Source organism: Pedobacter sp. NJ-S-72 (assembly GCF_053890575.1).
Genome location: NZ_CM132681.1, coordinates 5,447,335 through 5,472,195 on the forward strand (window position 1 = coordinate 5,447,335; position 24,861 = coordinate 5,472,195).

Genomic DNA, 24,861 nt, shown 5'->3' on the forward strand with positions numbered 1-24,861 from the left:
TGAAATAAATGGGAATAGTAGAGCGTAAGATGCGTCATAAAGAGGAAATTCGTACAGGAATTCTGGCTGCTGCGTGGCACATGGTGGTAACTGATGGCTGGCAGTCTCTTTCTATCCGAAAAATTGCTGATGCCATAGAATATAGTATTCCTGTAATTTACAATCATTTTGAAAATAAAGAAGCCATATTGCTTGAGTTCTCAAAAGAAGGCTATCAAAAACTGGCTGTTGTTTTGGAGAATGCAAGAAACTCTGTAGACTCACCTGTTCAGCAGCTCGAAGTTATGGCGAATGCTTACTGGGATTTTGCTTTTGAGAAAAGAATATTATCAATTGATGTTTGGTCTGGGAATTCCTGCATGTGAAATGGTTAATCAAATCACAGAGATCAAAGAAATGACTAGTATCCTGGTTTCTACGATAAAAGAGGCTTTAGTACAGGCTAAGAATGAAGACGCTGATTACTTCCTTAAATATCATGGCTACTGGTCTATTCTCCATGGTCTTGTTTCTATACAAATGATTGAGAACAGCGGGAAGACAGATGCTTTTAAAAAGATGATCCTGAAGGATGCAATAAGCGGTTTCTGCAGGTCCCTGGCTTTGTAAGAACGGGCTTGTTTTTTTAGAGTTCTAAGAAAAATATTACATTTACCTTGAACTTGATAAAAATTATAGCCTGATGAACCGATTATTTAACACCAATTACAATCACAGAGGCCTTGATTTTGTCTTACTAATCTTACGTATTGGTATTGCAGGGTTAATGCTTTCTCATGGAATACCTAAACTAGAGATGCTGCTTGCTGGTGGTGAAATAAAGTTTATGGACCCAATTGGTCTTGGAGATACTGCGACTTTAGCTTTAGCGGTTTTTGCAGAGGTATGCTGTTCAGTACTCATTCTTCTTGGAATTGCGGTACGTTTAGCGGTTGTACCCTTAATGGTAACTATGCTGATTGCGATTTTTATCGCCCATGGCAATGACGGACTGAAAGAAAAGGAACTGGCAATTCACTATTTGCTGACTTATATCGTATTACTTTTTGCTGGTGGCGGAAGGCTTAGCCTGGATAGTATGATCAGCAGCAGGTCGGCCAAAAGAAGAAGAAGTTATTAAGCGGGCAATAATTCCATATTAAACCGTTATTAGGGAAGAATATTAAAGACATATATATGAACCCGACATGATTAAAATAATTATTAAACCCGAAGGGCAATAATTATTTTAATCATCAAAGGCTCCATCTGACAAAAACTTAAAATAAATAACTAGATGAAAAGGATACTATTGGTTTGCCTGACGGTGATTACAGTGATGGGATGCGGGGTGAATAAACAAGCACAGCAAATCAAAGCACTTGAAAATTGCAGATACAAAATCATTTCGGCTGAAAATCTTTCAGTAGCGGGAGCTGATGTGAAAAAAATAGTCAATGGTCAGGACATTAACCTGGCAAGTTTACCGGGACTGGCATTTGGCTTATTGAGAAGAGATGTTCCATTCCGTGCAAGACTGAATATGGAAATAACTAACCCATCAGGTATCCTTGCTGCAATTAATCAGTTTGAATATAAAATACTGATTAATAAACAAGAGCTTGCAAACGGTTTTGTGAATCAGGAGGTTAGTATTCCTGCAGGTCAGTCGGTTGTCGTACCTGTAGATCTGAATGTAAATGTTTACCAGTTTATCTCCAATCAGAAAGTAATGTCTGAAATCACAGATTTCCTGCGTGGCGGTGCTAATGGCGGTTCAGAAAGAAAAGGTCTGGTAACACTTAAAATCAGACCAAGTATTATGGTAGGAGGGGGGGTTCTTGTGAAATATCCTGGATTCATTAGTATTGATAAAGAGGTAAGCAGCAAAATTTTGTTATAAACAGTATTGTTACTAATATTTAACGTTAAATAGAAGGTAGCGAGGGTTATTTTAATTATTTTCGACAATTGATCTAACCCAAATATGAAGTATCGTTTATCTTTCCTTTGTTTATTATCCTTTGTCCCGCTTTTTAGTCAGGCCCAGCAGGCCGAATTAAATGCTGCGGAAATCAGGCAGGGATTAGCCAGTTTGAACGTTACAGGTAGTGTATTATACATTGCTGCGCATCCTGACGATGAGAATACACGTTTGTTAGCTTATCTCGCTAAAGAGAAAAAGGTACGAACGGGTTATTTGTCATTGACCAGGGGCGATGGCGGACAGAACTTAATTGGTACAGAACAAGGAGAATTATTAGGACTGATCCGTACACAGGAACTCTTAGCCGCAAGGCGGATGGATGGTGCAGAGCAGTTCTTTACCAGGGCAAATGACTTCGGTTTCTCTAAAAATTCAGCAGAGAGTTTTAAAATATGGAATAAGGAACAGATCCTGTCTGATGTGGTATGGGTTATCCGCAAATTTCAGCCTGATGTAATCATTACCCGTTTTCCGGAAGATGCACGTGCAGGACATGGTCATCATGCTGCCTCTGCAATTCTTGCCAGAGAAGCTTTTACTGCTGCGGCAGATCCTAAACGTTTTCCTGAGCAGCTTAAACAGGTGAAAGTCTGGCAGACTAAACGGATCGTATGGAACACCTTCAACTTTGGTTCTACGAATACAACTGCCGATGATCAGCTGAAAATTGATGTTGGTGTCTTTAATCCTTTATTGGGTAAAGGTTATGGAGAAATTGCTGCCGAAAGCCGCTCTAATCATAAAAGCCAGGGGTTTGGATCTTCAAAACAACGTGGTACTGCGATAGAGTTTTTTAGCCCTGTTGGCGGACAAACAGCAAAGACGGATCTTTTTGATGGTGTAAACCTGAACCTTGACAGGAATAAGGAATAAGGAGAACAGAGAAAGCACAGCAAATGCTGGACGAAATTAATGCTGCTTATGATCCTTCGGATCCTTCAAAATCTATCAATGCTTTATTGCTGTTAAAAGAAGAAGTTAAGAATCTGCCTTTTAAACATCAGCAGCTTGATGAATTGATTCTTGCCTGTGCGGGTATATGGATAGAAACTACGGTTCCGGAACCATCTTATGCGATTAATGATTCTATTCCTGTAACGGTTAACGCGATATCCAGAGTAAGAAAATATTTCCCGGTAAGGATTTCTTTGGAAGAACTGGATCCAAATCATACCGAAGAACTGATACCTGATCATATGGTATCTCAAAATATAAGAATATCAGCTCGTCAGATTGGTCTTACACAGCCTTACTGGCTGGAGAAAAAAAACATCCGATAGGAAGTTACATCATTGATTCTATTGTAAACCTTGGGTTGCCTGAAGCTCCGGCCCCTCATGCAGGAGTATTCCGGGTGCTGTTTGGTAATCAGTATATATAGAGGTAACGCGTCCACTGGTTTATAAACATACTGATCCTGTAAAAGGAGAGTTGTATCAGCCATTAGTGATTGCGCCTCCGGTTACAGCTACGCTGGCTGAACATTCTTTTGTTTTTACCAATAACTCCCCTAAGACAATTACTGTACAACTGAAAAGTTTTAAGGCACATTCAAAAGGTATTCTTCAACCGGTAGTACCTTCGGGCTGGAAGGTTTCTCCCGAAAAAATTGATTTTGATCTTCAAAATAAAGCAGGGGAGCAAAATGTTGAATTTACTGTGACTCCTGCTGGTCAGGTTGATGAGGGACAGTTCTCCCTATCTCTGAAAATTGAAGGAGAAACTTATCAAAAAGGATTAAAAGTCATTGCATATGATCATATACCTGTACAAACTTTATTCCCTTTGGCAGAAGCACGTGTTGAGCGGGTTGACCTGAAGTTTGCTGGTAAAAATATTGGATATATCGCAGGTGCGGGAGATTTTATTCCTGAATCACTGATACAAATAGGCTATCAGGTTACCAGGCTGAATGAAAAGCAGGTGATCAATGGAGACCTGTCTGGTTATGATGCAATTATTACCGGTGTCAGGTTATATAATATAAATGAACAAATAGCCCTCATGCAACCTAAACTGATGAGTTATGTTCAAAATGGGGGCGTTTTGCTGATACAGTATAATGTCAATTCCCCCTTGAAAATTACTGATATAGGCCCTTATCCCTTCCAGCTGAGCCGTGACCGGGTGACTGAAGAAGATGCAAAGGTTAATTTTCTTACGCCAAACCATCCTTCATTAAACTTCCCTAACAAAATTACGGCAAAGGATTTTGATGGCTGGATTCAGGAACGTGGTTTGTATTTCGCTACAGGTATTGATGCGCATTATACACCTGTTTTACAGATGAATGATACGGGAGAGCAAGCCAGTAATGGTTCTTTATTGGTCGCTGATTACGGAAAAGGTAAGTTTGTGTATACCTCACTAGCCTTTTTTAGAGAATTACCTGCTGGTGTTCCGGGGGCATACAGACTATTTGTAAACCTGATTTCAAAAAATACAGCACTATAATGGAACCTGATAAACGCAATACAGAGTTGCCTCCTTTTGTGAAAAGCTGGAAACAATTTTACCTGTTGCTGGCGGGCTGGCTGGTGTTTCTGATCGTTTGTTTTTACCTGTTTACCCGATATTTTGAATGAGTTATATTGACTGGGCTGTTTTATGCTGTACACTGATTGCAATTATCGCTTATGGCGTTTATAAGAGCAGGGGTGCAAAAGATATTGATGGGTATTTATTGGGCAACCGATCTTTGCCATGGTACAGTGTGTGTCTATCTGTGATGGCTACACAGGCTAGTGCAATTACTTTTTTATCGGCACCAGGGCTTGCTTATTCTTCGGGAATGAGTTTTGTGCAGTTCTATTTTGGTTTGCCACTGGCGATGATTGTGTTGTGTGTGACCTTTGTCCCTATTTTTCACCGGCGGCTAAAAGTATATACGGCTTATGAATATCTGGAACAGCGTTTTGACCTCAAGACAAGAGCATTAACGGCTTTCCTATTTTTAATACAAAGAGGATTGTCTACAGGGATTACAATCTACGCACCCTCTATTATTCTATCAACTATTCTGGATATCAATACCACTTTTACGACACTGTTGATTGGTGGTATTGTTGTCGCTTATACAGTTTATGGAGGTACTAAGGCTGTTTCCTATACACAGATGCTGCAAATGAGTATCATTTTTTGCGGGTTATTTGCTGCGGGAATTATGGTGGTTCATTTGCTTCCGGGTGATATTGGGTTCAGCAAGGCCATTAGTATTGCCGGTAAGATGGGACGTACCAATGCGATTGATTTTAAGTTCGACTGGAATAATCCTTATACGGTTTGGAGTGGATTAATAGGTGGTTTTTTTCTTCAACTATCTTATTTTGGTACAGATCAGAGTCAGGTTGGAAGATATCTGACAGGTGCATCTGTAAGTCAGAGCCGTTTAGGTTTACTAATGAACGGACTGGTCAAAATACCTATGCAATTCCTGATTCTTTTGATTGGGGTATTGGTTTTTACTTTTTATCAGTATAATAAACCTCCAGTATTCTTTAATAGTTTTGAACTGAATAAACTGGAAAAAAGTAAATATAACCCTCAGTTAAATCAGCTGAAAAAGGATTATGAAAAAGCTTTTGATGAGAAACAGGCAGAGCTTAATAAGCTAAATACGGCTTTAGACCAGCAGAATAAACCTGTAATTGATCAGCAGCGGATTGCTTTAAAGAAAGCTGATGATCAAACTAAGGAAGTACGTAAAAAGGTCACTAAACTAATGGTGGATAATGACCCGGATGCTGATATCAATGATAGTAATTATATCTTTCTAAGTTTCGTGACTAAATATCTGCCTAAGGGGCTGATAGGACTGTTAATTGCAATTATCTTCCTGGCATCTATGGGGTCTACGGCAAGTGCTCTGAATTCACTGGCCTCGACTAGTGTAATTGATATTTATAAGCGGTTAATCAATAAGGACGCTACAGAAGAAAACTATTTAAAAGCATCCAGATGGTCAACAGTTATCTGGGGTGTGGTATGTATCGCAATGGCGCTGTATGCAAGTAAAATAGGAAACTTGCTTGAAGCGGTTAATGCCCTGGGATCTTATATTTATGGAACTATCCTGGGCGTGTTCCTGGTGGCTTTTTATCTGAAGCATGTAAATGGCAGGGCTGTATTTTATGCGGCTATTCTGACTGAAGCCATAGTTTGTGTTTTTGGCTTTCAGAAAATAGTAGCTTATTTATGGCTGAACGTTATTGGATGTTTACTGGTTATATTGCTTTCCCTTTTATTTCAGCAGGTATTAAAGAAAAAAGAGGCTTCTTAATTAATAGGAAGCTCTACAAAAAATGTAGACCCCTGATTTGTTTCACTTTCTACCCATATCCGGCCTCCATGGTTTTCAATAATTTGTTTGGATATGGCAAGCCCAAGTCCAAAAGGTTGTTCACCTGCGGTACCGGATCTTTTTGCCTGCCCGAACATATCAAAGATCTTATGCTGAATAGCAACAGGTATGCCTATACCGTGGTCTGCTATGGCTATTAATACAGATTCCTGTCTTTCTTCCATTGTTACTGTGATAGTTGCCAGTTCAGGGCTGAATTTAATTGCATTGCCAATAAGGTTACTCATTACTCTCCACATTTTCTCCTTATTTAAGGAGATCGTTATATGTACTGCATGCAGCATGATTTGTTGATTTTTCTCTTTTGCTTTATGACTAAGAAGATTCGCGCAATAATTTAGCAGGACATATAAATCAACCGGCTCTTTTTGCAGCTCTTCTGTTTTGCTATTTGATTTTAGCAGATCATTAACCAAAAAAAGAGAGTTTTGACCTGAGGTTTTAATCATGCCCAGCATCTGCAGGTCATCAAGGGTACGATCATCCTCTGCAAGCATCAGATTAGCCATTGAGGTAATATTTCCAATTGGATTCCGGAGGTCGTGGGCTACAATCATCATCATCCGGATATTTTCTTCCTGACTTTGTTCCAGGGAGTCCAATGTCCGCTGCATATTTATATTTTGCTCGCTAATTTGTCTGTTTAGCTTTTTAGATCTTTTTAAATTATGCCATATAAAGAAAAGAAGAATAATTACCATAAACATACAGACAATTGCAGCAGATAGATATGCAGTCTTTAGCTGATTATCTTTTCTTAATAATGTCATTCTGTATTTTTGGGCAGTATCTTTAAATGCCTCGTCTATATCTATTTTTTTTTTTTAGCTCTTTATCTAGCCTGTAAATTGAGTCGCGTCCTTTATAATACTTTTGCAGATAGGGATAAGCTGCCAGTATTTCTTTCCTTTTGTCGTGGTATTCATATTTGAGTTTGAACCATTTTAACCTGAGGTTTGTGTTCGTTTGATTCATACCAGCCTTACTTGATAAATAAGTTTTTAACTCATTTAACAGACTGTCTGTTTTAAAATTTGAATGCTGGATATACAGTTCAACTAATTTTAGTTTGGCTGTTTGTGCATCCTGGATTTCAAATCCAGGATGATCATTAATTGCTATACTTTTTGTGAGGTATTTTACTGCTTGTTCATAGTCGTCTTTTTTGGCGTAAATTCCTCCAATATTTCCATATATAACCCCATTGGCAGAAGACATAAAAGATTCTCTTTTTGGAAAATGACCTTTTTTACTGGCAATAAAATCAAGAGCCTTCTTATAGTAAATAATTGCACTATCTGGCTGATGAGATCGCTCAAAACACATTGCAATTGTATTCAAATAGGTTTGAGGAAAGATAAAAAGATAATCAAAGCCAGTATTCGGTTTACAATCTTTATTCTCTTTAATAGCCTCTTTAAAGAAAGGAATAGCGGTTTGATATTGTTCCTGATTAAACCTGACCAGTCCTAGTTTATTGCTGAATATAGAAAGAGAGCAATCATCCAGGTTTTCTTTCTTAGCAAAAGACCTTCCGTCATAATAACTCTTGAAAGCGTCAGTGTATCTCTTTTCTGCCATTAAGACTTCTCCAAGAAAGAACAGACTATTAGCATACTCATTTTTGTAAATATGCTCTTTGCCCTTTAGGAGATGAAATATACTATCTGTATATAACCAGGCTTTATAAGTACTGATATCATAATTCAGATAAATATTAATCAGATTCTCATACTTCCGGTAAACATCTTTAACTCCTGGATTTGGAAAAACTTTATAAGCTGAATCCAGAGAGACTATTGCGCTTTTATAGCGGCCATTTCCAATAAATGTTGTAGCGTGATTGATGACGGTGTCAAAATGGGCCTGGTGATTAGGTGGCTGTTCTGTGACCTGATTGCACGATACTATTGTTAAGATGTAAGCAAGACACAGGAATAAGTTTATAAATCCTTTAGAATAGATATTAGGTTGGCGGGGCATGGAGAGATAGGATAGTTAATGTACACCGGTAAATGGTAAGAACAATATACAATTTAGATATGAGTTCTTAACCCGGGATATTTATGTAATACATTAATCATTCTTTTTGTTTACACATTTTATTTTATTGCCGTCAAACAACGAAGCCAGGATATATATCCTGGCTTCGTTGTTTGAGTATATCAACCTGTTTCAATAGATAAATTGAAATTCCTTTACATCAGGATCACTACAACTTCAGTTCTCCTGTTCAATTGATGTTGGGCTTCGGTACATTTAACGCCATTTTTACAATCGTTCAGCAAATGCGTTTCACCGTAACCATCAGCTTTTATTCTATCTTTAACAATACCTTTACGAATGAGGTATGCTAGAGCAGCTGCGGCTCTTCTTTGAGAGAGTGCCTGGTTATAATTATCTTTTCCTCTGGAATCAGTATAAGAAGAAAGTGCGATAGTCATTCCGGGATATTTATTCATCAATTCTGCTAAACTATCTAATACGGGGATTGCATCTGGCCTGATTTTAGAGATATTATCAAAAATCGTATATATAATAAATTTCTCTCCTTTTTCAGGTTTATTGATCACAACTACAGGAACAACAGGAGGGATAGGAGGTACAGGTTTTTCAGGAACAACTGCAGGCTCCGGAATTTTATTATAAGTATAAATATCATCATCACCTAAGCCTCCTGGTCTGTTAGAAGCAAAATATCCTGTTGTCTGATCTTTCATAACCAGATAGAAATCATCACCCTGAGAATTTAAAGGACTTTTTTGATTTACAGCAGCAGACCATTGATTCTTTTGTCCTTTGCTGCTGAAAATATCAAAACCTCCCATTCCAGGATGGCCTTTACTTGAGAAGTATAAAACATCATCTGCCAGGGTAGGGAATTCCTCTTCCTCTGCCGTATTAATAGATGGACCGCAATTTTTAGGACTGTTCCAACTGCCGTCGCCCGATTTTTCGCTATACCAGATGTCAGTTTTACCTATTCCACCAGGCATATCACTTACGAAATATAAGGTGTTTTCATCTTTACTCAATGCGGCATGACCAACGGAGAAATTTGCCGGATCATTAAATGCAAAAGATACAGGTATTTGCCATTGCCCATCTTTGAACTTACTGATAAATAATTCCAGACGCCTTGATCCGTAAAAGCTATGGACTTTATCTTTCGTGTGATTAATGACTTCTGCATTGGTCACTGTAAAATAGGCAGTTTGCTGATCATTGCTAAAAACAAGAGGTCCGACATGGTATCTGAAACTATTGATGGCCCCGGAAAATTGTTTGATTGACGAAGCCCCTCCTCCAGTAAGCGGGTAGCTATATAGTTTCTGAAAGTTTCTCCCGGTACGGCCGTAAATATTTTTATTGATCTTGTCTTTTTTGTCAAAAAGGCCCGGTCGTAAAGAATCAGAACTGAAAATGATATTATTGTCTTTATCGGGCACAGCTCCCCATTCTGAAGCTGCAGAGTTGATAGCCGAAAGATTAGTTACTTTATCCAATCTTGGTTTATTTAACCACACCACAGACAGCAGAGTCACTCCCCGAAATCCGTGTGTTAACATCTGTAACACCTTTTCGCTTGTAAAGCGCATAGATCTCTTTGGCTTTAGCATAGTCACCTATACTTTTTAACATATCTCCATAGTTGAGATATGATTCAGCATTTGCATCGCTTCGCGTGATCACTAATTTATACCAGTCTGCAGACTTTTGATAATTATTTATCTCCAGGTAGCTTACTGCCAGTTTTTCCAGCAATGCGGTTTTTACCTTGTTTTTTTTTGCCAGCTTTTCATATATAGGGATGGCCTGCTTATAGTTGAAGCGATCATAGTATTCATCTGCTGTTTTCAGAGCTGGTTTTTGATCCTGTGCATTTGCAGTTAAGCTGGTGAAGATCAAAAGGATTGATAGTCCGCTATAATATTTTATAATTCTATACATAAACTCTTTGAATTAGGTTGGATCTTGTTTCATTAAAAATAACGGGGGCTGGATATCCTTTCACCTCTTTTCTTATTGAATAATAAATAACCAATAGAAATTTCATGTGATCCACTTTGATAGTTTGCCAGTTTACTTGTTGTAAAATCATAAGCATAACCTAAACGCAAACGATCAGTTGCCATAACCTCTACCATCACACTCGCAGCATCTGCATTTTCTAAATCACTCTGCAGATTACTTTTGCTCCATAATTTAACACCTGTGCGATAAGAACCACCTAACCAGAGACGTTCACCAAATAAGAAAAAAGCATTAAAATCAAGATTGGTAGGCCCTTTAAAATCATCTTTGATCATAATTGAAGGTTTCATTTTTACTCCTGACGACAAGTTGAGCATTGTTCCTGCAGTAAAATAATAATGGCGGGTTTTCTTGATGGAAATATTGCCATAGTTATTGCTTCCTATAAATATATTATCATATATGTTGTTTGGAAACAGGTCCAGTACAGATAATCCGGCATAGAATGATGGATTATAATAATAGATACCAAAATTTGCATTGGGCTTTACACAGTACTTATTTTTCCCGTTGGAATATTTGGGTCATTCTGGTCAATAGGTGCAAATTTGTTTCCGTCAATAGAATATTGATTGATCCCTAAACCTAGTCCAAGTGACAGCCTGCTGTCATCTGCTGCATTCAATCTTATCCTATAGGCATAGGAGCCATAGAAGGATAATGACTGCTGAGGGCCGAGTTTATCAAATAATACCTGAGCTCCCAATCCTACAGTTTTACTGCCGGATAAGTTGGCGACGCCATCAATTGAAGCAGTTCCGGTTTCGGGTGCGCCAGGGAAGTTCACCCACTGTTTTCGGTAGGTACTATTCAGATATATATCCTCTTTGTAGCCTGCATAGGCGGGGTTTACACTTAAACCATTGAATATATACTGGCTAAACTGTATGTCCTGCTGCGCTGTAGCTACCAGGCTGTAAGTTGTAAAGAACAACAGTAAAAACAGTTTCGATCTCATTAATCTAACCTTTCTCATAACAAGTCAAGTGTTTATAAGAGTCCCGGATTACCGGGACTCAATCTATTTTTCTGTTATTTTAATAATTCAATCCAGCCTTTGTAACCTTTGGTATTCTGGCCGATTTTTAACTGAAGTATATAGTAGTAAGTACCTCCGCTTAAACCATCGCCGGTCCAGCTGTTGTCATAATTAGTAGCACTATAAACCTGGTTACCCCAACGGTTATAAATCATCAGTACTGAGCCTGGATAATGCTCAATTCCTACAATGACAAATCTGTCATTTTTACCATCACCATCTGGCGTGATAACGTTCGGAATAATGATATCAGGCAGAACCGGACTTATTGGGGGAGTGGTACAATTAGGGCAGTCAGCAGAGTTAGGATTTGATGTTCTGCTATTCACTGCAACGGTATTGATTAAGCTACCTGTGAAGTTGATTGGCGTTTGAACTGTTACTTCATAAATAGCAGTCAATGCATTTGGCAGAACAGCTATTGTTTCGTTGAGATCAGTAGTTCCGCCTATATTAGGATAAGTTACTCCTGTAGTTGGCACCGCGACCCACTTGGTGATCCTGGTACCTGTTGGAGCTATATCCTTAATATTAACATCCAGTGCATCGTTTGGCCCGTTATTGGTCACCTTAATGGTGTAAACTACTGCATCTCCTGTAACAAAGTTTTTCTGAGCAGGGTCTTTCAGTGTTTTTACAATTACCAATGCTGCTTGTGGGTTTGAACTGATTGGTGTCGTTGTACAAGTGGTACAAGGCCCTGGAGTAGGGTCTGTAGTTGTACTTGTTGCTGTGACTGAATTGCTCAGGTTACCTGTGAAGCTTGTAGGTGTTTGTACTGTAACTTCATAAGTTGCAGTTTTACCGTTGGCTAAGGTAGTAAGTGTTTCGTTCAGGTTACCAGTACCCGAAGCGTTCGGATAAGTTACCCCTGCAGAAGCAATGGTTGTCCAGCTGCTGATGGTAGTTCCTGCCGGAGCCGTATCAGCGATGGTTACCGCCGCCGCATCATTGGCCCATTATTGGTCACATTGATTCTGTATACGACAGCCTGGCCAGGAATAAAGTTTGTTTGTGACGGGTCTTTCAGTGTTTTTACCGTATTCAGATGTGCCATGCCATTTGGTGGTATCCCTGGAGTTGTACAGGTTGTACAAGGTCCTGGGGTAGGATCGGTGGTTGTACTTGTCGCAGTTACTGAATTACTCAGGCTGCCTGTATAGCTTGAAGGGGTTAGAACAGTTACTTCATATGTAGCAGTCAGTCCGTTAGCTAATGTAGCAATCGTTTCGTTCAGATTACCAGTACCCGAAGCATTCGGATAAGTTACACCTGCAGAAGCTATTGTTGTCCAGCCAGTAATTGTAGTTCCTGCCGGAGCAGCATCTGCTATTGTTACTGCCGAAGCATCACTAGGTCCGTTGTTGGTTATATTGATCCTGTATACAACTGCCTGACCCGGAACAAAATTCTGTTGTGCCGGGTTTTTAAGTGTTTTTACGGTATTCAAATGCGCCATACCACCAATCGCTGGCAAACCTGGGGTTGTACAGGTTGTACAAGGTCCCGGGGGGGTAGGATCGGTAGTTGTGCTTGTCGCTGTAACTGAATTACTCAGGTTACCAGTGAAGCTGGATGGTGTTTGTACCGTAACTTCATAAGTTGCAGTTTTTCCATTGCTTAAGATAGCCATCGTTTCGTTCAGATTGCCAGTACCCGAAGCGTTCGGATAAATTACTCCTGTGGAAGCGATGGTCGTCCAGCTACTGATTGTAGTTCCTGCCGGGGCAGTATCTGCAATAGTAACAGCAGATGCATCACTTGGTCCGTTATTGGTTACATTGATTCTGTATACCACGGCCTGACCAGGAACAAAGTTTACTTGCGCAGGGTTTTTTAATGCTTTGACTGTATTCAGATGTGCCATGCCAATCGCTGGTAAACCTGGGGTTGTACATGTTGTACATGGTCCCGGAGTAGGATCAGTTGTTGTACTTGTTGCTGTTACCGAATTACTCAAAATTACCGTGTGAAGCTGGATGGTGTAAGTACGGTAACTTCATAAGTAGCAGATAAACCGTTTCCTAATGCAGTTAGTGTTTCATTCAGATTGCCAGTACCCGAAGCATTCGGATAAGTTACGCCAACAGAAGCTATGGTTGTCCAGCTGCTGATAGTAGTCCCTGCTGGAGCAGAATCTACGATAGTAACAGCTTGAGCATCACTCGGTCCATTATTAGTTACATTAATTCTGTATACGATAGCCTGCCCCGGAACAAAGTTTGTTTGTGCATTTTTTTTTTAATGTTTTTACTGTGTTTAAATGTGCACGCGGACTTGGTGTTGTGGTTACGGTAGAAGTGTTATTTGCCAGCATCGGATCGTTTTCAGTACCGGCAATAGTAGCGGTATTGGCATATGGGCCAGTCGCATTCACCGTAGCCGTAATGGTCAGAGTAGAAGTAGCTGTATTAGCGAGTGTACCAATTGTCCATAGACCTGTTGCAGGAACATAAGTTGTACCAGAGGAGGAGGAGTAGAACTTACATAAGTATATCCAGCCGGCAGCAGATCGGTTACTGTAATTCCTGTACCAGCACTTGGGCCGTTATTAGTGGCAACCAGTGTAAAGACTACGTTGCTTCCAACTGCAGGGGCAGAGTTGTCTACGGATTTGGCAAGGTCTAAGTTCGTAGTTGGTGTCGGTACCGGCGTTGAGGTCGAGGTATTATTACCCGGAGTCGGATCATTTTCAGTACCGGTAATAGTAGCGGTATTGGCATATGGGCCAGTCGCATTCACCGTAGCCGTAATGGTCAGAGTAGAAGTCGCTGTATTAGTGAGTGTACCAATTGTCCATAGGCCGGTTGCAGGAACATAAGTTGTACCAGCCGGAGGAGTAGAACTGACATAAGTATATCCAGCCGGCAGCAGATCTGTTACCGTGATTCCTGTCCCGTCACTAGGACCTTTGTTTGTAGCAACCAATGTAAACACCACATTGGTTCCAACTGCAGGGGCAGAGTTGTCTACAGATTTGGCAAGGTCTAAGTTCGTAGTTGGTGTCGGTACCGGCGTTGAGGTCGAGGTATTATTACCCGGAGTCGGATCATTTTCAGTACCGGTAATTACAGCGGTATTGGCATATGGGCCAGTCGCATTCACCGTAGCCGTAATGGTCAGGGTAGAAGTAGCTGTATTAGCGAGTGTACCAATTGTCCATAGACCTGTTGCAGGAACATAAGTTGTACCAGCCGGAGGAGTAGAACTGACATAAGTATATCCAGCTGGCAGCAGATCTGTTACCGTAATTCCTGTACCAGCACTTGGGCCGTTATTAGTGGCAACCAGTGTAAAGACTACGTTGCTTCCAACTGCAGGGGCAGAGTTGTCTACAGATTTGGCAAGGTCTAAGTTCGTAGTTGGTGTCGGTACCGGCGTTGAGGTCGAGGTATTATTACCCGGAGTCGGATCATTTTCAGTACCGGTAATAGTAGCGGTATTGGCATATGGGCCAGTCGCATTCACGTAGCCGTAATGGTCAGGGTAGAAGTAGCTGTATTAGCGAGTGTACCAATTGTCCATAGACCTGTTGCAGGAACATAAGTTGTACCAGCCGGAGGAGTAGAACTGACATAAGTATATCCAGCTGGCAGCAGATCTGTTACCGTAATTCCTGTACCAGCACTTGGGCCGTTATTAGTGGCAACCAGTGTAAAGACTACGTTGCTTCCAACTGCAGGGGCAGAGTTGTCTACAGATTTGGCAAGGTCTAAGTTCGTAGTTGGTGTCGGTACCGGCGTTGAGGTCGAGGTATTATTACCCGGAGTCGGATCATTTTCAGTACCGGTAATTGCAGCGGTATTGGCATATGAGCCAGTCGCATTCACTGTAGCCGTAATGGTCAGGGTAGAAGTAGCTGTATTAGCGAGTGTACCAATTGTCCATAGACCTGTTGCAGGAACATAAGTTGTACCAGCCGGAGGAGTAGAACTGACATAAGTATATCCAGCCGGCAGCAGATCTGTTACCGTGATTCCTGTCCCGTCACTAGGACCTTTGTTTGTAGCAACCAATGTAAACACCACATTGGTTCCAACTGCAGGGGCAGAGTTGTCTACAGATTTGGCAAGGTCTAAGTTCGTAGTTGGTGTCGGTACCGGCGTTGAGGTCGAGGTATTATTACCTGGAGTCGGATCATTTTCAGTACCGGTAATTACAGCGGTATTGGTATATGGGCCAGTCGCATTCACCGTAGCTGTAATGGTCAGGGTAGAAGTAGCTGTGTTAGCGAGTGTACCAATTGTCCATAGACCTGTTGCAGGAACATAAGTTGTACCAGCCGGAGGAGTAGAACTGACATAAGTATATCCAGCCGGCAGCAGATCTGTTACCGTGATTCCTGTCCCGTCACTAGGACCTTTGTTTGTAGCAACCAATGTAAACACCACATTGCTTCCAACTGCAGGGGCAGAGTTGTCTACAGATTTGGCAAGGTCTAAGTTCGTAGTTGGTGTCGGACCGGCGTTGAGGTCGAGGTATTATTACCCGGAGTCGGATCATTTTCAGTACCGGTAATTGCAGCGGTATTGGCATATGGGCCAGTCGCATTCACCGTAGCCGTAATGGTCAGAGTAGAAGTCGCTGTATTAGCGAGTGTACCAATTGTCCATAGACCTGTTGCAGGAACATAAGTTGTACCAGCCGGAGGAGTAGAACTGACATAAGTATATCCAGCCGGCAGCAGATCTGTTACCGTGATTCCTGTCCCGTCACTAGGACCTTTGTTTGTAGCAACCAATGTAAACACCACATTGCTTCCAACTGCAGGGGCAGAGTTGTCTACAGATTTGGCAAGGTCTAAGTTCGTGGTTGCTATAGGTACCGGAGTTGCAGTCGAGGTATTATTACCCGGAGTCGGATCATTTTCAGTACCGGTAATTACAGCGGTATTGGCATATGGGCCAGTCGCATTCACCGTAGCCGTAATGGTCAGGGTAGAAGTAGCTGTGTTAGCGAGTGTGTACCAATTGTCCATAGACCTGTTGCAGGAACATAAGTTGTACCAGCCGGAGGAGTAGAACTGACATAAGTATATCCAGCTGGCAGCAGATCTGTTACCGTGATTCCTGTCCCGTCACTAGGACCTTTGTTTGTAGCAACCAATGTAAACACCACATTGCTTCCAACTGCAGGGGCAGAGTTGTCTACAGATTTGGCAAGGTCTAAGTTCGTAGTTGGTGTCGGTACCGGCGTTGAGGTCGAGGTATTATTACCCGGAGTCGGATCATTTTCAGTACCGGTAATTGCAGCGGTATTGGCATATGGGCCAGTCGCATTCACCGTAGCCGTAATGGTCAGAGTAGAAGTCGCTGTATTAGCGAGTGTACCAATTGTCCATAGACCTGTTGCAGGAACATAAGTTGTACCAGCCGGAGGAGTAGAACTGACATAAGTATATCCAGCCGGCAGCAGATCTGTTACCGTGATTCCTGTCCCGTCACTAGGACCTTTGTTTGTAGCAACCAATGTAAACACCACATTGCTTCCAACTGCAGGGGCAGAGTTGTCTACAGATTTGGCAAGGTCTAAGTTCGTAGTTGGTGTCGGTACCGGCGTTGAGGTCGAGGTATTATTACCCGGAGTCGGATCATTTTCAGTACCGGTAATAGTAGCGGTATTGGCATATGGGCCAGTCGCATTCACCGTAGCCGTAATGGTCAGGGTAGAAGTAGCTGTATTAGCGAGTGTACCAATTGTCCATAGACCTGTTGCAGGAACATAAGTTGTACCAGCCGGAGGAGTAGAACTGACATAAGTATATCCAGCTGGCAGCAGATCTGTTACCGTGATTCCTGTCCCGTCACTAGGACCTTTGTTTGTAGCAACCAATGTAAACACCACATTGCTTCCAACTGCAGGGGCAGAGTTGTCTACAGATTTGGCAAGGTCTAAGTTCGTAGTTGGTGTCGGTACCGGCGTTGAGGTCGAGGTATTATTACCCGGAGTCGGATCATTTTTTCAGTACCGGTAATTGCAGCGGTATTAATTGCAGCGGTATTGGCATATGGGCCAGTCGCATTCACCGTAGCCGTAATGGTCAGGGTAGAAGTAGCTGTATTAGCGAGTGTACCAATTGTCCATAGACCTGTTGCAGGAACATAAGTTGTACCAGCCGGAGGAGTAGAACTGACATAAGTATATCCAGCTGGCAGCAGATCTGTTACCGTGATTCCTGTCCCATCACTAGGACCTTTGTTTGTAGCAATCAATGTAAACACCACATTGGTTCCAACTGCAGGGGCTGAGTTGTTTACAGATTTGACAAGGTCTAAGTTCGTAGTTGCTGTAGGTGCTGTCGTTACAGTCGATGTATTATTTCCAGTAGTCAGATCGCTTTCTGCACCTGTAATAGTTGCAGTGTTGGCATATGGGCCAGTTGCATTCACTGTTGCCGTAATGGTCAGGGTAGAGATAGCTGTATTAGCGAGCGTACCAATTGTCCATAAACCGGTTGTTGGTACATAGGTTGTGCCAGCCGGAGGAGTAGAACTCACGTAAGTATATCCTGCTGGAAGCAGATCTGTCACTACAATCCCTGTACCATCACTAGGACCACGGTTAGTAGCTGTAAGTGTAAATACTACATTGTTACCTACTGTCGGAGCAGCATTGTCAACAGTTTTTGCAATTTCTAAATCAGTTTCTTTTCCGATTATAGTAGACGATGTACTGGTATTATTGGCCAGATTAAAATCAGTCACTGCACCAGAAGATGTAACGGTTGCTGTATTGTTAATGGTTGCTACAGTTGGTGAAGCACTCACTGTTCCGTTTACTGTAATCAGGATGTAATTTGCTAAACCAGCTGCGATGTCGCCTGTAAGGTTAATATTACCCGATCCCGGGGGGGCGCTGACTGTAGCAGTACCAACAGTTGTTGCTGACCAGGTTACGCCTTGTATATCAGTTGGAATTATATCATTAATTGTTAAACCGGGAACATCTCTCGGACCCGCATTACTTACCTTAAGTGTATAAGATATGGCAGAACCTGCTGTTGCATTTTGAGGCCCGCTTTTATCAATGACCAGATCTGTCGATTGATTGACAGCTGTGGTTACAGAGCTTGTAGTTGATGTTGTAGTCGTTACTGTAACGGTGTTTGTAAATGAAGGCAGTGCACCTGTATTGATTGTTCCGTTGATGGTCAGGGTTAAAGTTCCCGGTACAGGAAGGTCTACTCCAGGTATATTTATTGCTGGGCCTGTACCATTACTTGGTCCGCCAAATGTTGCTCCTCCTGCAGTAGTGATTGACCAACCACTAACAGTTACTGAGGAAGGAACATTATCTTCAATCATAGCACCAGTTATATTTCCCGCACCACCATTTGAAACCACAATCGTGTAAGTGATTGGGTCATTGATATTCACCCTTGTAGGACCATTTTTAGAAACCCTTACGTCTGCCGAATTTGTTACTTTTGTAGGTATTGTACTGGTATTTGAAGAGACGTCAGGATCTGTTACAGGACTTAAAGCGGGGAAGTCTGCTGTAGCAGTATTTGTAAATGGAGTGTTATCCGGGGTAGCCGGATTGATTGTTCCGCTGATCACAATGTCGATTATACCAGTGCCAGATGGAATATCTCCGGTGATATTAATATCACCAGATCCACTTGAAGCACTTACAGTAGCCAGATTTTGTACTGTTGCTGTCCAGGTTGGCAATAATATTTGTGAAGGGATTTGGTCTTTAATGATTACGCCAGGTGCATCACTAGGCCCGTCATTTACAATACGTATGGTGTAGGAAATAGCCTCACCAGCTGCAATGTCGGCGGGGCCTGATTTCGTTATACGTACATTAGCCTGTCTGGAAACCGTTGAAGTCACTGTACTCGTAGCAGGTACCGGATTATTCACCCCGGCTTCCGGAGTTGCTGTTGCCGTATTCGTGAGTGTAGTTCCTGTGTATGTTGAACTCAGTATCCCATTGATAACCACCTGAACAGAAGCTGTTCCAGCAGGGATTTAGCAAAATTTAGATTTGCACTTCCGATTCCTGAGGCAGCACCATTGATGACCGCGCCATTGAGTGGGGTAGCATTCCAGGTTACACCCGATAAACCAACTGGGATATTATCAACAATGTTCACATTGTTTACATCCGATGGACCAGTATTAGTTACATTCAGCGTATAACTAATGTTATTTCCAGCAACTAATGTTGCCGGACCTGTTTTTTGGATTTTTACGTTAGCATCCTTGCTAATCGTAGTAGTAACAGTATTGGAGTTGATAACTGGACTTCCGATTGCGTTCACGTTAGCCGTATTAGAGAAAGAGGTTGCCACCGATGAAGAAGGAATTGTTCCGGTAATTGTGATTTTTATCTGATTACCCGCGCCGGCTGGAATGTTACCTGTAACAAGTACATTAGGTCCTGTACCTGTCAGACCAGTAGTTACATTCGCGGTACCTAGCTGTGTTGCGATCCAGCTTATATTGGTTAATGCAGCTGGCACATTATCAGTAATAGACTGTGCAATCGCATTTCCTGTGCCATTATTGCTTACTGTTAATACATAATTAACCGTATTTCCAGCACTAGCAGTAGCGGGGCCGGTTTTTAATAGCTTAACATTTATTGGTGTTGTTGTCGCTGTTGCTGTATTATTTCCTGGTACAGGATCGTTTTGCGCACCAGATACGGTTGTTGTATTTGCGTAATTACCTGTTGGATTTACAGTAGCTGTAATTGCCAATGTAGCATTGGCACTATTATTTAAATTGCCAACTGTCCATACACCAGTTCCGCTGTTATACGTGCCAACAGATGGGATAGCTGATACATAGGTATATCCAGACGGCAACAGATCATTTACAAGGACGCCTGTAGCATCACTTGGGCCGTTATTAACTGTGGTTAGGGTGAAAATAACCTGATTGCCAACGTAAGGCGATGGGATATTAACTATTTTGGCAATATTTAAGTCTGTTGTTGCTGTTGGTGTTGGCGTAATTGTCGAACTGTTTTGCCAGAAGTCGGATCATTTTCAATACCTGTAATAACGGCAGTATTTACATAAGGACCAGTTGCTTTCACTAAAGCGGTAATGGTCAGGGTTGAAGTTCCATTGTTGGCCAAGGTGCCAATATTCCATACGCCAGTCGCAGGAATATAAGTGGTGCCAGCCGGTGGGGTAGAACTCAGGTAAGTATATCCTGCCGGAAGCTGATCAGTCACTATAATACCGGTGCCGTCACTAGGACCGTGATTGGTAGCAACAAGTGTAAATACCACATTACTTCCTACATCGGGTACCAGATTATTAACTGTTTTCATTACTTCTCTATCAGTAGTCGGTATAGGTGTTGGTGTAATTGTTTCAGTATTATTACCAATATTAGGGTCATTCTCAGTTCCTGTGATCGTCGCTGTATTACCATAAGGACCGGTTGCTTTAACAGTAGCGGTAATGGTTAATGTCGAGGTAGCTCCACTAGTTAAAGTACCTATTGTCCATAACCCGGTATAGCCGGAGTATAAGTTGTACCTGCCGGTGGAGTAGAACTTACGTAAGTATAACCTAAAGGAAGCACATCAGTAACTGTAATTCCTGTTCCTGTACTTGGACCGGTATTAGTAGCGATGAGTGTAAATACCACATTACTTCCAACTGCCGGTGTTGCGTTGTTTACCGACTTCGATATTGACCTGTCAGTGGTCGGTATAGGTGTTGGTGTAATTGTTTCAGTATTATTACCAATATTAGGGTCATTCTCAGTTCCTGTGATCGTCGCTGTATTACCATAAGGACCGGTTGCTTTAACAGTAGCGGTAATGGTTAATGTCGAGGTAGCTCCACTAGTTAAAGTACCTATTGTCCATAACCCGGTAGCCGGAGTATAAGTTGTACCTGCCGGTGGAGTAGAACTTACGTAAGTATAACCTAAAGGAAGCACATCAGTAACTGTAATTCCTGTTCCTGTACTTGGACCGGTATTAGTAGCAATGAGTGTAAATACCACATTACTTCCAACTGCTGCTGGTGTTGCGTTGTTTACCGACTTCGATATTGATCTGTCAGTAATGGGAACAGGGACAGGTGTGATTGTCATACTATTATTTCCGGTTGCCGGATCATTTTCTGTACCCGTTATCGTAGCTGTATTGGCGTAAGTACCTGTTGCTTTTACCGTAGCGGTAATTGCTAAAGTTGAACTTGCTCCATTTGCTAAAGAACCTATTGTCCACACACCAGTACCAGAGTTATAGGTTCCGGCCGAGGGGATTGCATTTACAAAGGCATAACCAGTAGGAAGTAAATCCGTAACCGTGGTTCCTGTACTTGTACTGGGACCATTATTGGTCGCAGTCAGGGTAAACACGACATTGCTGCCTACAGCTGGTGTTATATTGTTTACAGACTTTGATATTGATCTGTCTGAGGTAGGAACTGGTACCGGAGTAATCGGAGAACTATTATTCCCTGCAACCAGATCGGTCTCGGTTCCGGCAATAGTTGCCGTATTGGTGTATGGGCCGGTGGCATTGACTTGAGCTGTAATGGTCATATTGCCACCTGCTGCACTTGCCAGGTTTCCAATAGTCCATATTCCTAAGAGATTATTGAAAGTGCCTACTGTTGGTGTAGTATTGCTGACAAAAGTATAGCCGGCAGGAAGAACATCAGTTACAGTAACTCCTGTAGCCGGACTAGGCCCGTTGTTCAATGCGTTTAAAGTAAAAACAACATTGCTGCCTACTGCCGGAGTTGAATTATCTACTGTTTTTGTGATCTGACGGTCTGTTCTCAAAACCGGAACCGGAGTTATAGTTGAAGTATTGTTCGTACTTACAGGATCATCCTCATTTCCAGTTATGGTGGCTGTATTTGAATATGGACCGGTTAGATTCACTTTGGCGACAATACTTAATGTGGCATTGGTACCAGTAGCGAGGCCACCTATATTCCATACGCCGGTACCTGGGGTATAGGTTCCTGCAGAAGGGGTTGCACTTACAAAGGTATATCCTGCGGGGAGTATATCATTAACAGTAACCCCGGTTGCATTATTATTACCCAGATTGCTGGCAGTGAGTGTAAAAGTCATATTACTGCCAATTGCAGGCGACGGGCTACTTTGGGTTTTAGCAATAGATAAATCTATTGGTGTATTAAGTGAAACACCCAAAGTTGCGGCATCACCCGCACCTTGTGGGTTACCTGCCCATATTGTTCCAGGCCCGGTAGATCTTAAGTAGACTCTCAGTGTTATTGCGGTTATATTTTTACCACTGAATAATACACTTCCACAGGCACCACCGGCACCACAACCTGCATTCGGCGCAGCTGAACCATTATTAATCTGGGTTCCGCTTACACTTAATTCCGTTGTACCAGATAGTTTAGATAGGGTTATACCGGGCGTAAGTAAGGTGAACTCCTGAGACAGGGATGTAACTAATGTACCGGATGTAACCGAAGCCCCCAATCCACCAAAATGTAAAACTGGATTGCTAACAGCCCTGCTAAAAGTGATCGTTAAATCTGCCATTTGGATTCTGCCTGGAACAGGGATTGCAGCATTCCTTAGAACTGTAGAAGAGGCGAAAAGTGCTATGGAATAGTTATTAGCAGCACTTATACCATTACCTGGCCCTCCTGTGTTTAATGGACTGGATGTAAACATCGCATCTGTTGCACCGCCAAACGCTCCTGTGGTTTGAAATAAACTACTGGCTGCATATTGATCACTTCCTGCTGTAGTTGTACCTCCAAAGAAATAACCTGGATTGGTTGCTGCTGGTACTAATGGCCATGATGCTGTATTATATTGTTGGTTAGCAAGGCTAAAAGTGACTGTAACAGGAGAACCTCCGGTAGTGTATGGTGCTGAGGTCAAACCAGTAGGATTATTGGTGTTTTCCAATAAGGTAAAGGTTTGTGCACTTACTGTAGGGCCTGTTGCCAGAGTACTGCCAGAAGCAGCAAAAAACTCAAGAGTCTTCGGGTTTTGAGCCAAACTCAAAAAGGGAAGAAGAAAAGAGAGAGTGCAAGTATTTTTGCAGACAGAGGTCGAGTAGATAGTTTTTTCATCGTAGAAGGGCTTTAATTACTTCTATGGTAGTATGACCATATAGTAATGACTACGTGGATTCTATATCACCTCTCTCCGTCCTTTTGATAAAAAGGATCGCTTTACAATAAAATTTTATGACGTAGCGTTAATTTATATTTTTTTAAAATATTTAGTTGCAATTAGTTAATTGCATACTTGAGAAATTGGATTGGAAAATAATCAGGGGGTAACTGGGTGAAGAATTCTTATTAGACAATTGTCCTGATATTCCTTAGGAAGGAAAGTAGAATTTTTCATAGGCGTAGATTTAGATGTCAGGTATTATAAAATTTTAAATCGTCAATTATATATTCACAATGAGATTTATAATACTAATTATAAATCTAAAATAAATAACTGATAGATTGATATTTACGTTTTGTTCATTTTATTCATTTTAAGAATTTGCGTATCAGGAAAACTAATAAATAAAAAAGGCGTGTCTTAATTTAAAATTAAAACACGCCTTCTGCAGGAATTGCTAATTGGTTTATTTCTTTGCGTCAGCTAATAAAGCTGTATTTAAACGAATGTATTCAGGGTTTTTTATTTCTGTAGCTATTTTAATACCAGCAGCTGCACTTTCCGCTGCACCTTTTTTGTCGCCCATTTTAAGTTGAACGCGGCCTTTCCATAGTTTGATCCACGGACCTTTACCGCCATCAGCTGCATCCGCAGCATTCATCCATTCCATTGCCTTGTTCAGGTCCTTTCCATTTTCAAGGTAATAAATAGCTGACTGGAAGTATGGTTTTTTATCACCTTTCATTGCTTCGTCAATACTTGACATTACTTTAGCATCAATATCAGTGGTCATATTCACCGATACTAAAGTATTATCCCATGCTAATTGCATGACAGCTTTTGTTGGCAATACATCAGTAAATCCAATAGTAAACGTTTCTACCTTGTCTTTTACTGTACCCGCTTTAACTTTGAACCTTAAAAAATCCTCAGACTCTTTGTAATCATAAGCACCCCATTGTTTCGTGGTTTTGTTTAAAATTACTGTCCATTCAGTTTTGCCTGGAATAGTAAATAATGCATAATCACCAGCAGGAACCGGCTGACCTTCCAAAGTTACATTGTCTGTGAAGGTAATCGTTGTTGCACTGTTAGCACCTGTACGCCAAACTGATCCGTAAGGCTCCAGTTCGCCAAATACTTTACGTCCTTTGGTATTTGGACGGGAGTATTTAACTGTGATTTTCCCAAGACCGAAATCTTGTATTAAGGTTTGACCAGAGCTAGGCTGAGGGATGTTTATACCTTGTGCTTTCAGGTCTGCATTCAGGCTCACCGCCAGAATAAGCAGTAACGTTGTTTTGAGTAATGTTTTCATTAGAATAAGTTTTGTTTATACGAAATTACAGTTCTGTTTTGATTTATA

26 protein-coding genes and 5 pseudogenes are annotated in these 24,861 nt (G+C 41.5%); 9 read left to right on the plus strand and 22 right to left on the minus strand.

Annotated elements, in window-relative coordinates:
• Positions 1-8: 8 nt before the first annotated feature.
• From ACWYN3_RS35725 to ACWYN3_RS35765, 9 genes are all read left to right on the plus strand, one after another.
• Positions 9-365, plus strand: coding sequence for a TetR/AcrR family transcriptional regulator (locus ACWYN3_RS35725; RefSeq protein ID WP_456218436.1), 357 nt, complete (start codon positions 9-11; stop codon positions 363-365).
• 1 nt (position 366) lies between these two features.
• Positions 367-609 carry a hypothetical protein gene (locus tag ACWYN3_RS35730; protein WP_456218437.1) on the plus strand — a complete coding sequence of 81 codons (243 nt, stop codon included), beginning with the start codon at positions 367-369 and terminating at the stop codon, positions 607-609.
• A gap of 73 nt (positions 610-682) precedes the next feature.
• On the plus strand, positions 683-1,120 hold the full coding sequence (locus tag ACWYN3_RS35735) for a DoxX family protein (protein WP_456218438.1): 438 nt from the start codon (positions 683-685) through the stop codon (positions 1,118-1,120).
• Positions 1,121-1,276: 156 nt separating this feature from the next.
• Positions 1,277-1,882: a hypothetical protein gene (locus ACWYN3_RS35740; RefSeq protein WP_456218439.1), complete on the plus strand. Its 606-nt coding sequence runs from the start codon at positions 1,277-1,279 to the stop codon at positions 1,880-1,882.
• Positions 1,883-1,966: 84 nt separating this feature from the next.
• Entirely contained in the window at positions 1,967-2,839 is an 873-nt protein-coding gene (locus ACWYN3_RS35745; protein ID WP_456218440.1) for a PIG-L family deacetylase, read from the plus strand.
• Between the two features lie 23 nt (positions 2,840-2,862).
• Positions 2,863-3,246, plus strand: a complete 384-nt coding sequence (locus tag ACWYN3_RS35750; RefSeq protein ID WP_456218441.1) for a hypothetical protein — start codon at positions 2,863-2,865, stop codon at positions 3,244-3,246.
• Positions 3,247-3,397: 151 nt separating this feature from the next.
• Complete coding sequence (locus ACWYN3_RS35755) at positions 3,398-4,420, plus strand: hypothetical protein (RefSeq protein ID WP_456218442.1); 1,023 nt, start codon at positions 3,398-3,400, stop codon at positions 4,418-4,420.
• Positions 4,420-4,551 (plus strand): hypothetical protein, encoded by a 132-nt coding sequence (locus tag ACWYN3_RS35760; protein WP_456218443.1) that lies wholly within the window; start codon positions 4,420-4,422, stop codon positions 4,549-4,551. The genes ACWYN3_RS35755 and ACWYN3_RS35760 overlap by 1 nt, the downstream gene beginning before the upstream one ends.
• Positions 4,548-6,245, plus strand: coding sequence for a sodium:solute symporter family transporter (locus tag ACWYN3_RS35765; RefSeq protein WP_456218444.1), 1,698 nt, complete (start codon positions 4,548-4,550; stop codon positions 6,243-6,245). Before ACWYN3_RS35760 ends, ACWYN3_RS35765 begins: the two co-directional genes overlap by 4 nt.
• On the opposite strand, the gene ACWYN3_RS35770 is transcribed toward ACWYN3_RS35765, so the two are convergent.
• From ACWYN3_RS35770 to ACWYN3_RS35875, 22 genes and pseudogenes are all read right to left on the minus strand, one after another.
• The gene (locus ACWYN3_RS35770) at positions 6,242-6,940 is read right to left on the minus strand and encodes a sensor histidine kinase (protein ID WP_456218445.1); all 699 of its coding nucleotides are present in this window, start codon (positions 6,938-6,940) and stop codon (positions 6,242-6,244) included. The two genes, ACWYN3_RS35765 and ACWYN3_RS35770, sit on opposite strands and share 4 nt — an antisense overlap.
• Before the next feature lie 178 nt (positions 6,941-7,118).
• On the minus strand, positions 7,119-8,309 hold the full coding sequence (locus tag ACWYN3_RS35775) for a tetratricopeptide repeat protein (RefSeq protein WP_456218446.1): 1,191 nt from the start codon (positions 8,307-8,309) through the stop codon (positions 7,119-7,121).
• Between the two features lie 215 nt (positions 8,310-8,524).
• Positions 8,525-9,871: an OmpA family protein gene (locus tag ACWYN3_RS35780; RefSeq protein ID WP_456218447.1), complete on the minus strand. Its 1,347-nt coding sequence runs from the start codon at positions 9,869-9,871 to the stop codon at positions 8,525-8,527.
• Entirely contained in the window at positions 9,840-10,277 is a 438-nt protein-coding gene (locus ACWYN3_RS35785; protein WP_456218448.1) for a tetratricopeptide repeat protein, read from the minus strand. Before ACWYN3_RS35785 ends, ACWYN3_RS35780 begins: the two co-directional genes overlap by 32 nt.
• 32 nt (positions 10,278-10,309) lie before the next feature.
• Positions 10,310-11,337: pseudogene (locus tag ACWYN3_RS35790) on the minus strand (PorP/SprF family type IX secretion system membrane protein).
• Positions 11,338-11,393: 56 nt separating this feature from the next.
• Positions 11,394-12,047, minus strand: coding sequence for a T9SS type B sorting domain-containing protein (locus ACWYN3_RS35795; RefSeq protein ID WP_456218449.1), 654 nt, complete (start codon positions 12,045-12,047; stop codon positions 11,394-11,396).
• Between the two features lie 114 nt (positions 12,048-12,161).
• Positions 12,162-12,332 (minus strand): annotated as a pseudogene (locus tag ACWYN3_RS35800) (hypothetical protein); the annotation flags it as partial.
• Positions 12,333-12,334: 2 nt separating this feature from the next.
• Positions 12,335-13,360 (minus strand): hypothetical protein, encoded by a 1,026-nt coding sequence (locus ACWYN3_RS35805; RefSeq protein ID WP_456218450.1) that lies wholly within the window; start codon positions 13,358-13,360, stop codon positions 12,335-12,337.
• Between the two features lie 2 nt (positions 13,361-13,362).
• The gene (locus ACWYN3_RS35810) at positions 13,363-13,602 is read right to left on the minus strand and encodes a hypothetical protein (RefSeq protein WP_456223272.1); all 240 of its coding nucleotides are present in this window, start codon (positions 13,600-13,602) and stop codon (positions 13,363-13,365) included.
• On the minus strand, positions 13,586-13,897 hold the full coding sequence (locus tag ACWYN3_RS35815; protein WP_456223273.1) for a DUF11 domain-containing protein: 312 nt from the start codon (positions 13,895-13,897) through the stop codon (positions 13,586-13,588). Before ACWYN3_RS35815 ends, ACWYN3_RS35810 begins: the two co-directional genes overlap by 17 nt.
• On the minus strand, positions 13,792-14,868 hold the full coding sequence (locus ACWYN3_RS35820) for a DUF11 domain-containing protein (RefSeq protein WP_456218451.1): 1,077 nt from the start codon (positions 14,866-14,868) through the stop codon (positions 13,792-13,794). The genes ACWYN3_RS35815 and ACWYN3_RS35820 overlap by 106 nt, the downstream gene beginning before the upstream one ends.
• Positions 14,865-15,557: a DUF11 domain-containing protein gene (locus ACWYN3_RS35825; RefSeq protein WP_456223274.1), complete on the minus strand. Its 693-nt coding sequence runs from the start codon at positions 15,555-15,557 to the stop codon at positions 14,865-14,867. The genes ACWYN3_RS35820 and ACWYN3_RS35825 overlap by 4 nt, the downstream gene beginning before the upstream one ends.
• 6 nt (positions 15,558-15,563) lie before the next feature.
• A pseudogene (locus ACWYN3_RS35830) lies at positions 15,564-15,818 on the minus strand (DUF11 domain-containing protein); the annotation flags it as partial.
• Positions 15,819-15,838: 20 nt separating this feature from the next.
• Positions 15,839-16,378 carry a hypothetical protein gene (locus ACWYN3_RS35835; protein WP_456218452.1) on the minus strand — a complete coding sequence of 180 codons (540 nt, stop codon included), beginning with the start codon at positions 16,376-16,378 and terminating at the stop codon, positions 15,839-15,841.
• Positions 16,333-17,010 carry a DUF11 domain-containing protein gene (locus ACWYN3_RS35840; protein WP_456223275.1) on the minus strand — a complete coding sequence of 226 codons (678 nt, stop codon included), beginning with the start codon at positions 17,008-17,010 and terminating at the stop codon, positions 16,333-16,335. Before ACWYN3_RS35840 ends, ACWYN3_RS35835 begins: the two co-directional genes overlap by 46 nt.
• Positions 17,011-17,016: 6 nt before the next feature.
• Positions 17,017-17,271 (minus strand): annotated as a pseudogene (locus tag ACWYN3_RS35845) (DUF11 domain-containing protein); the annotation flags it as partial.
• Between the two features lie 20 nt (positions 17,272-17,291).
• Positions 17,292-19,349, minus strand: coding sequence for a hypothetical protein (locus ACWYN3_RS35850; RefSeq protein WP_456218453.1), 2,058 nt, complete (start codon positions 19,347-19,349; stop codon positions 17,292-17,294).
• Positions 19,328-20,368, minus strand: coding sequence for a hypothetical protein (locus ACWYN3_RS35855; RefSeq protein ID WP_456223276.1), 1,041 nt, complete (start codon positions 20,366-20,368; stop codon positions 19,328-19,330). Before ACWYN3_RS35855 ends, ACWYN3_RS35850 begins: the two co-directional genes overlap by 22 nt.
• The gene (locus tag ACWYN3_RS35860) at positions 20,335-20,691 is read right to left on the minus strand and encodes a DUF11 domain-containing protein (RefSeq protein WP_456218454.1); all 357 of its coding nucleotides are present in this window, start codon (positions 20,689-20,691) and stop codon (positions 20,335-20,337) included. Before ACWYN3_RS35860 ends, ACWYN3_RS35855 begins: the two co-directional genes overlap by 34 nt.
• A 93-nt stretch (positions 20,692-20,784) precedes the next feature.
• Positions 20,785-20,865 (minus strand): annotated as a pseudogene (locus ACWYN3_RS35865) (hypothetical protein); the annotation flags it as partial.
• Positions 20,862-23,381, minus strand: a complete 2,520-nt coding sequence (locus tag ACWYN3_RS35870) for a DUF11 domain-containing protein (protein WP_456218455.1) — start codon at positions 23,379-23,381, stop codon at positions 20,862-20,864. The pseudogene ACWYN3_RS35865 and the gene ACWYN3_RS35870, both read right to left, overlap by 4 nt.
• A 580-nt stretch (positions 23,382-23,961) precedes the next feature.
• Complete coding sequence (locus tag ACWYN3_RS35875) at positions 23,962-24,813, minus strand: DUF2911 domain-containing protein (RefSeq protein WP_456218456.1); 852 nt, start codon at positions 24,811-24,813, stop codon at positions 23,962-23,964.
• Positions 24,814-24,861: the final 48 nt, after the last annotated feature.

Coding starts and splice junctions, on each gene's coding strand:
- ACWYN3_RS35725 (WP_456218436.1), top strand. CDS start 9: ATGGGAATAGTAGAGCGTAAGATGCGTCATAAAGAGGAAATTCGTACA.
- ACWYN3_RS35730 (WP_456218437.1), top strand. CDS start 367: ATGGTTAATCAAATCACAGAGATCAAAGAAATGACTAGTATCCTGGTT.
- ACWYN3_RS35735 (WP_456218438.1), top strand. CDS start 683: ATGAACCGATTATTTAACACCAATTACAATCACAGAGGCCTTGATTTT.
- ACWYN3_RS35740 (WP_456218439.1), top strand. CDS start 1,277: ATGAAAAGGATACTATTGGTTTGCCTGACGGTGATTACAGTGATGGGA.
- ACWYN3_RS35745 (WP_456218440.1), top strand. CDS start 1,967: ATGAAGTATCGTTTATCTTTCCTTTGTTTATTATCCTTTGTCCCGCTT.
- ACWYN3_RS35750 (WP_456218441.1), top strand. CDS start 2,863: ATGCTGGACGAAATTAATGCTGCTTATGATCCTTCGGATCCTTCAAAA.
- ACWYN3_RS35760 (WP_456218443.1), top strand. CDS start 4,420: ATGGAACCTGATAAACGCAATACAGAGTTGCCTCCTTTTGTGAAAAGC.
- ACWYN3_RS35765 (WP_456218444.1), top strand. CDS start 4,548: ATGAGTTATATTGACTGGGCTGTTTTATGCTGTACACTGATTGCAATT.
- ACWYN3_RS35770 (WP_456218445.1), bottom strand. CDS start 6,940: ATGCAGCGGACATTGGACTCCCTGGAACAAAGTCAGGAAGAAAATATC.
- ACWYN3_RS35775 (WP_456218446.1), bottom strand. CDS start 8,309: ATGCCCCGCCAACCTAATATCTATTCTAAAGGATTTATAAACTTATTC.
- ACWYN3_RS35785 (WP_456218448.1), bottom strand. CDS start 10,277: ATGTATAGAATTATAAAATATTATAGCGGACTATCAATCCTTTTGATC.
- ACWYN3_RS35835 (WP_456218452.1), bottom strand. CDS start 16,378: ATGGACAATTGGTACACACTCGCTAACACAGCTACTTCTACCCTGACC.
- ACWYN3_RS35860 (WP_456218454.1), bottom strand. CDS start 20,691: ATGAAAACAGTTAATAATCTGGTACCCGATGTAGGAAGTAATGTGGTA.
- ACWYN3_RS35875 (WP_456218456.1), bottom strand. CDS start 24,813: ATGAAAACATTACTCAAAACAACGTTACTGCTTATTCTGGCGGTGAGC.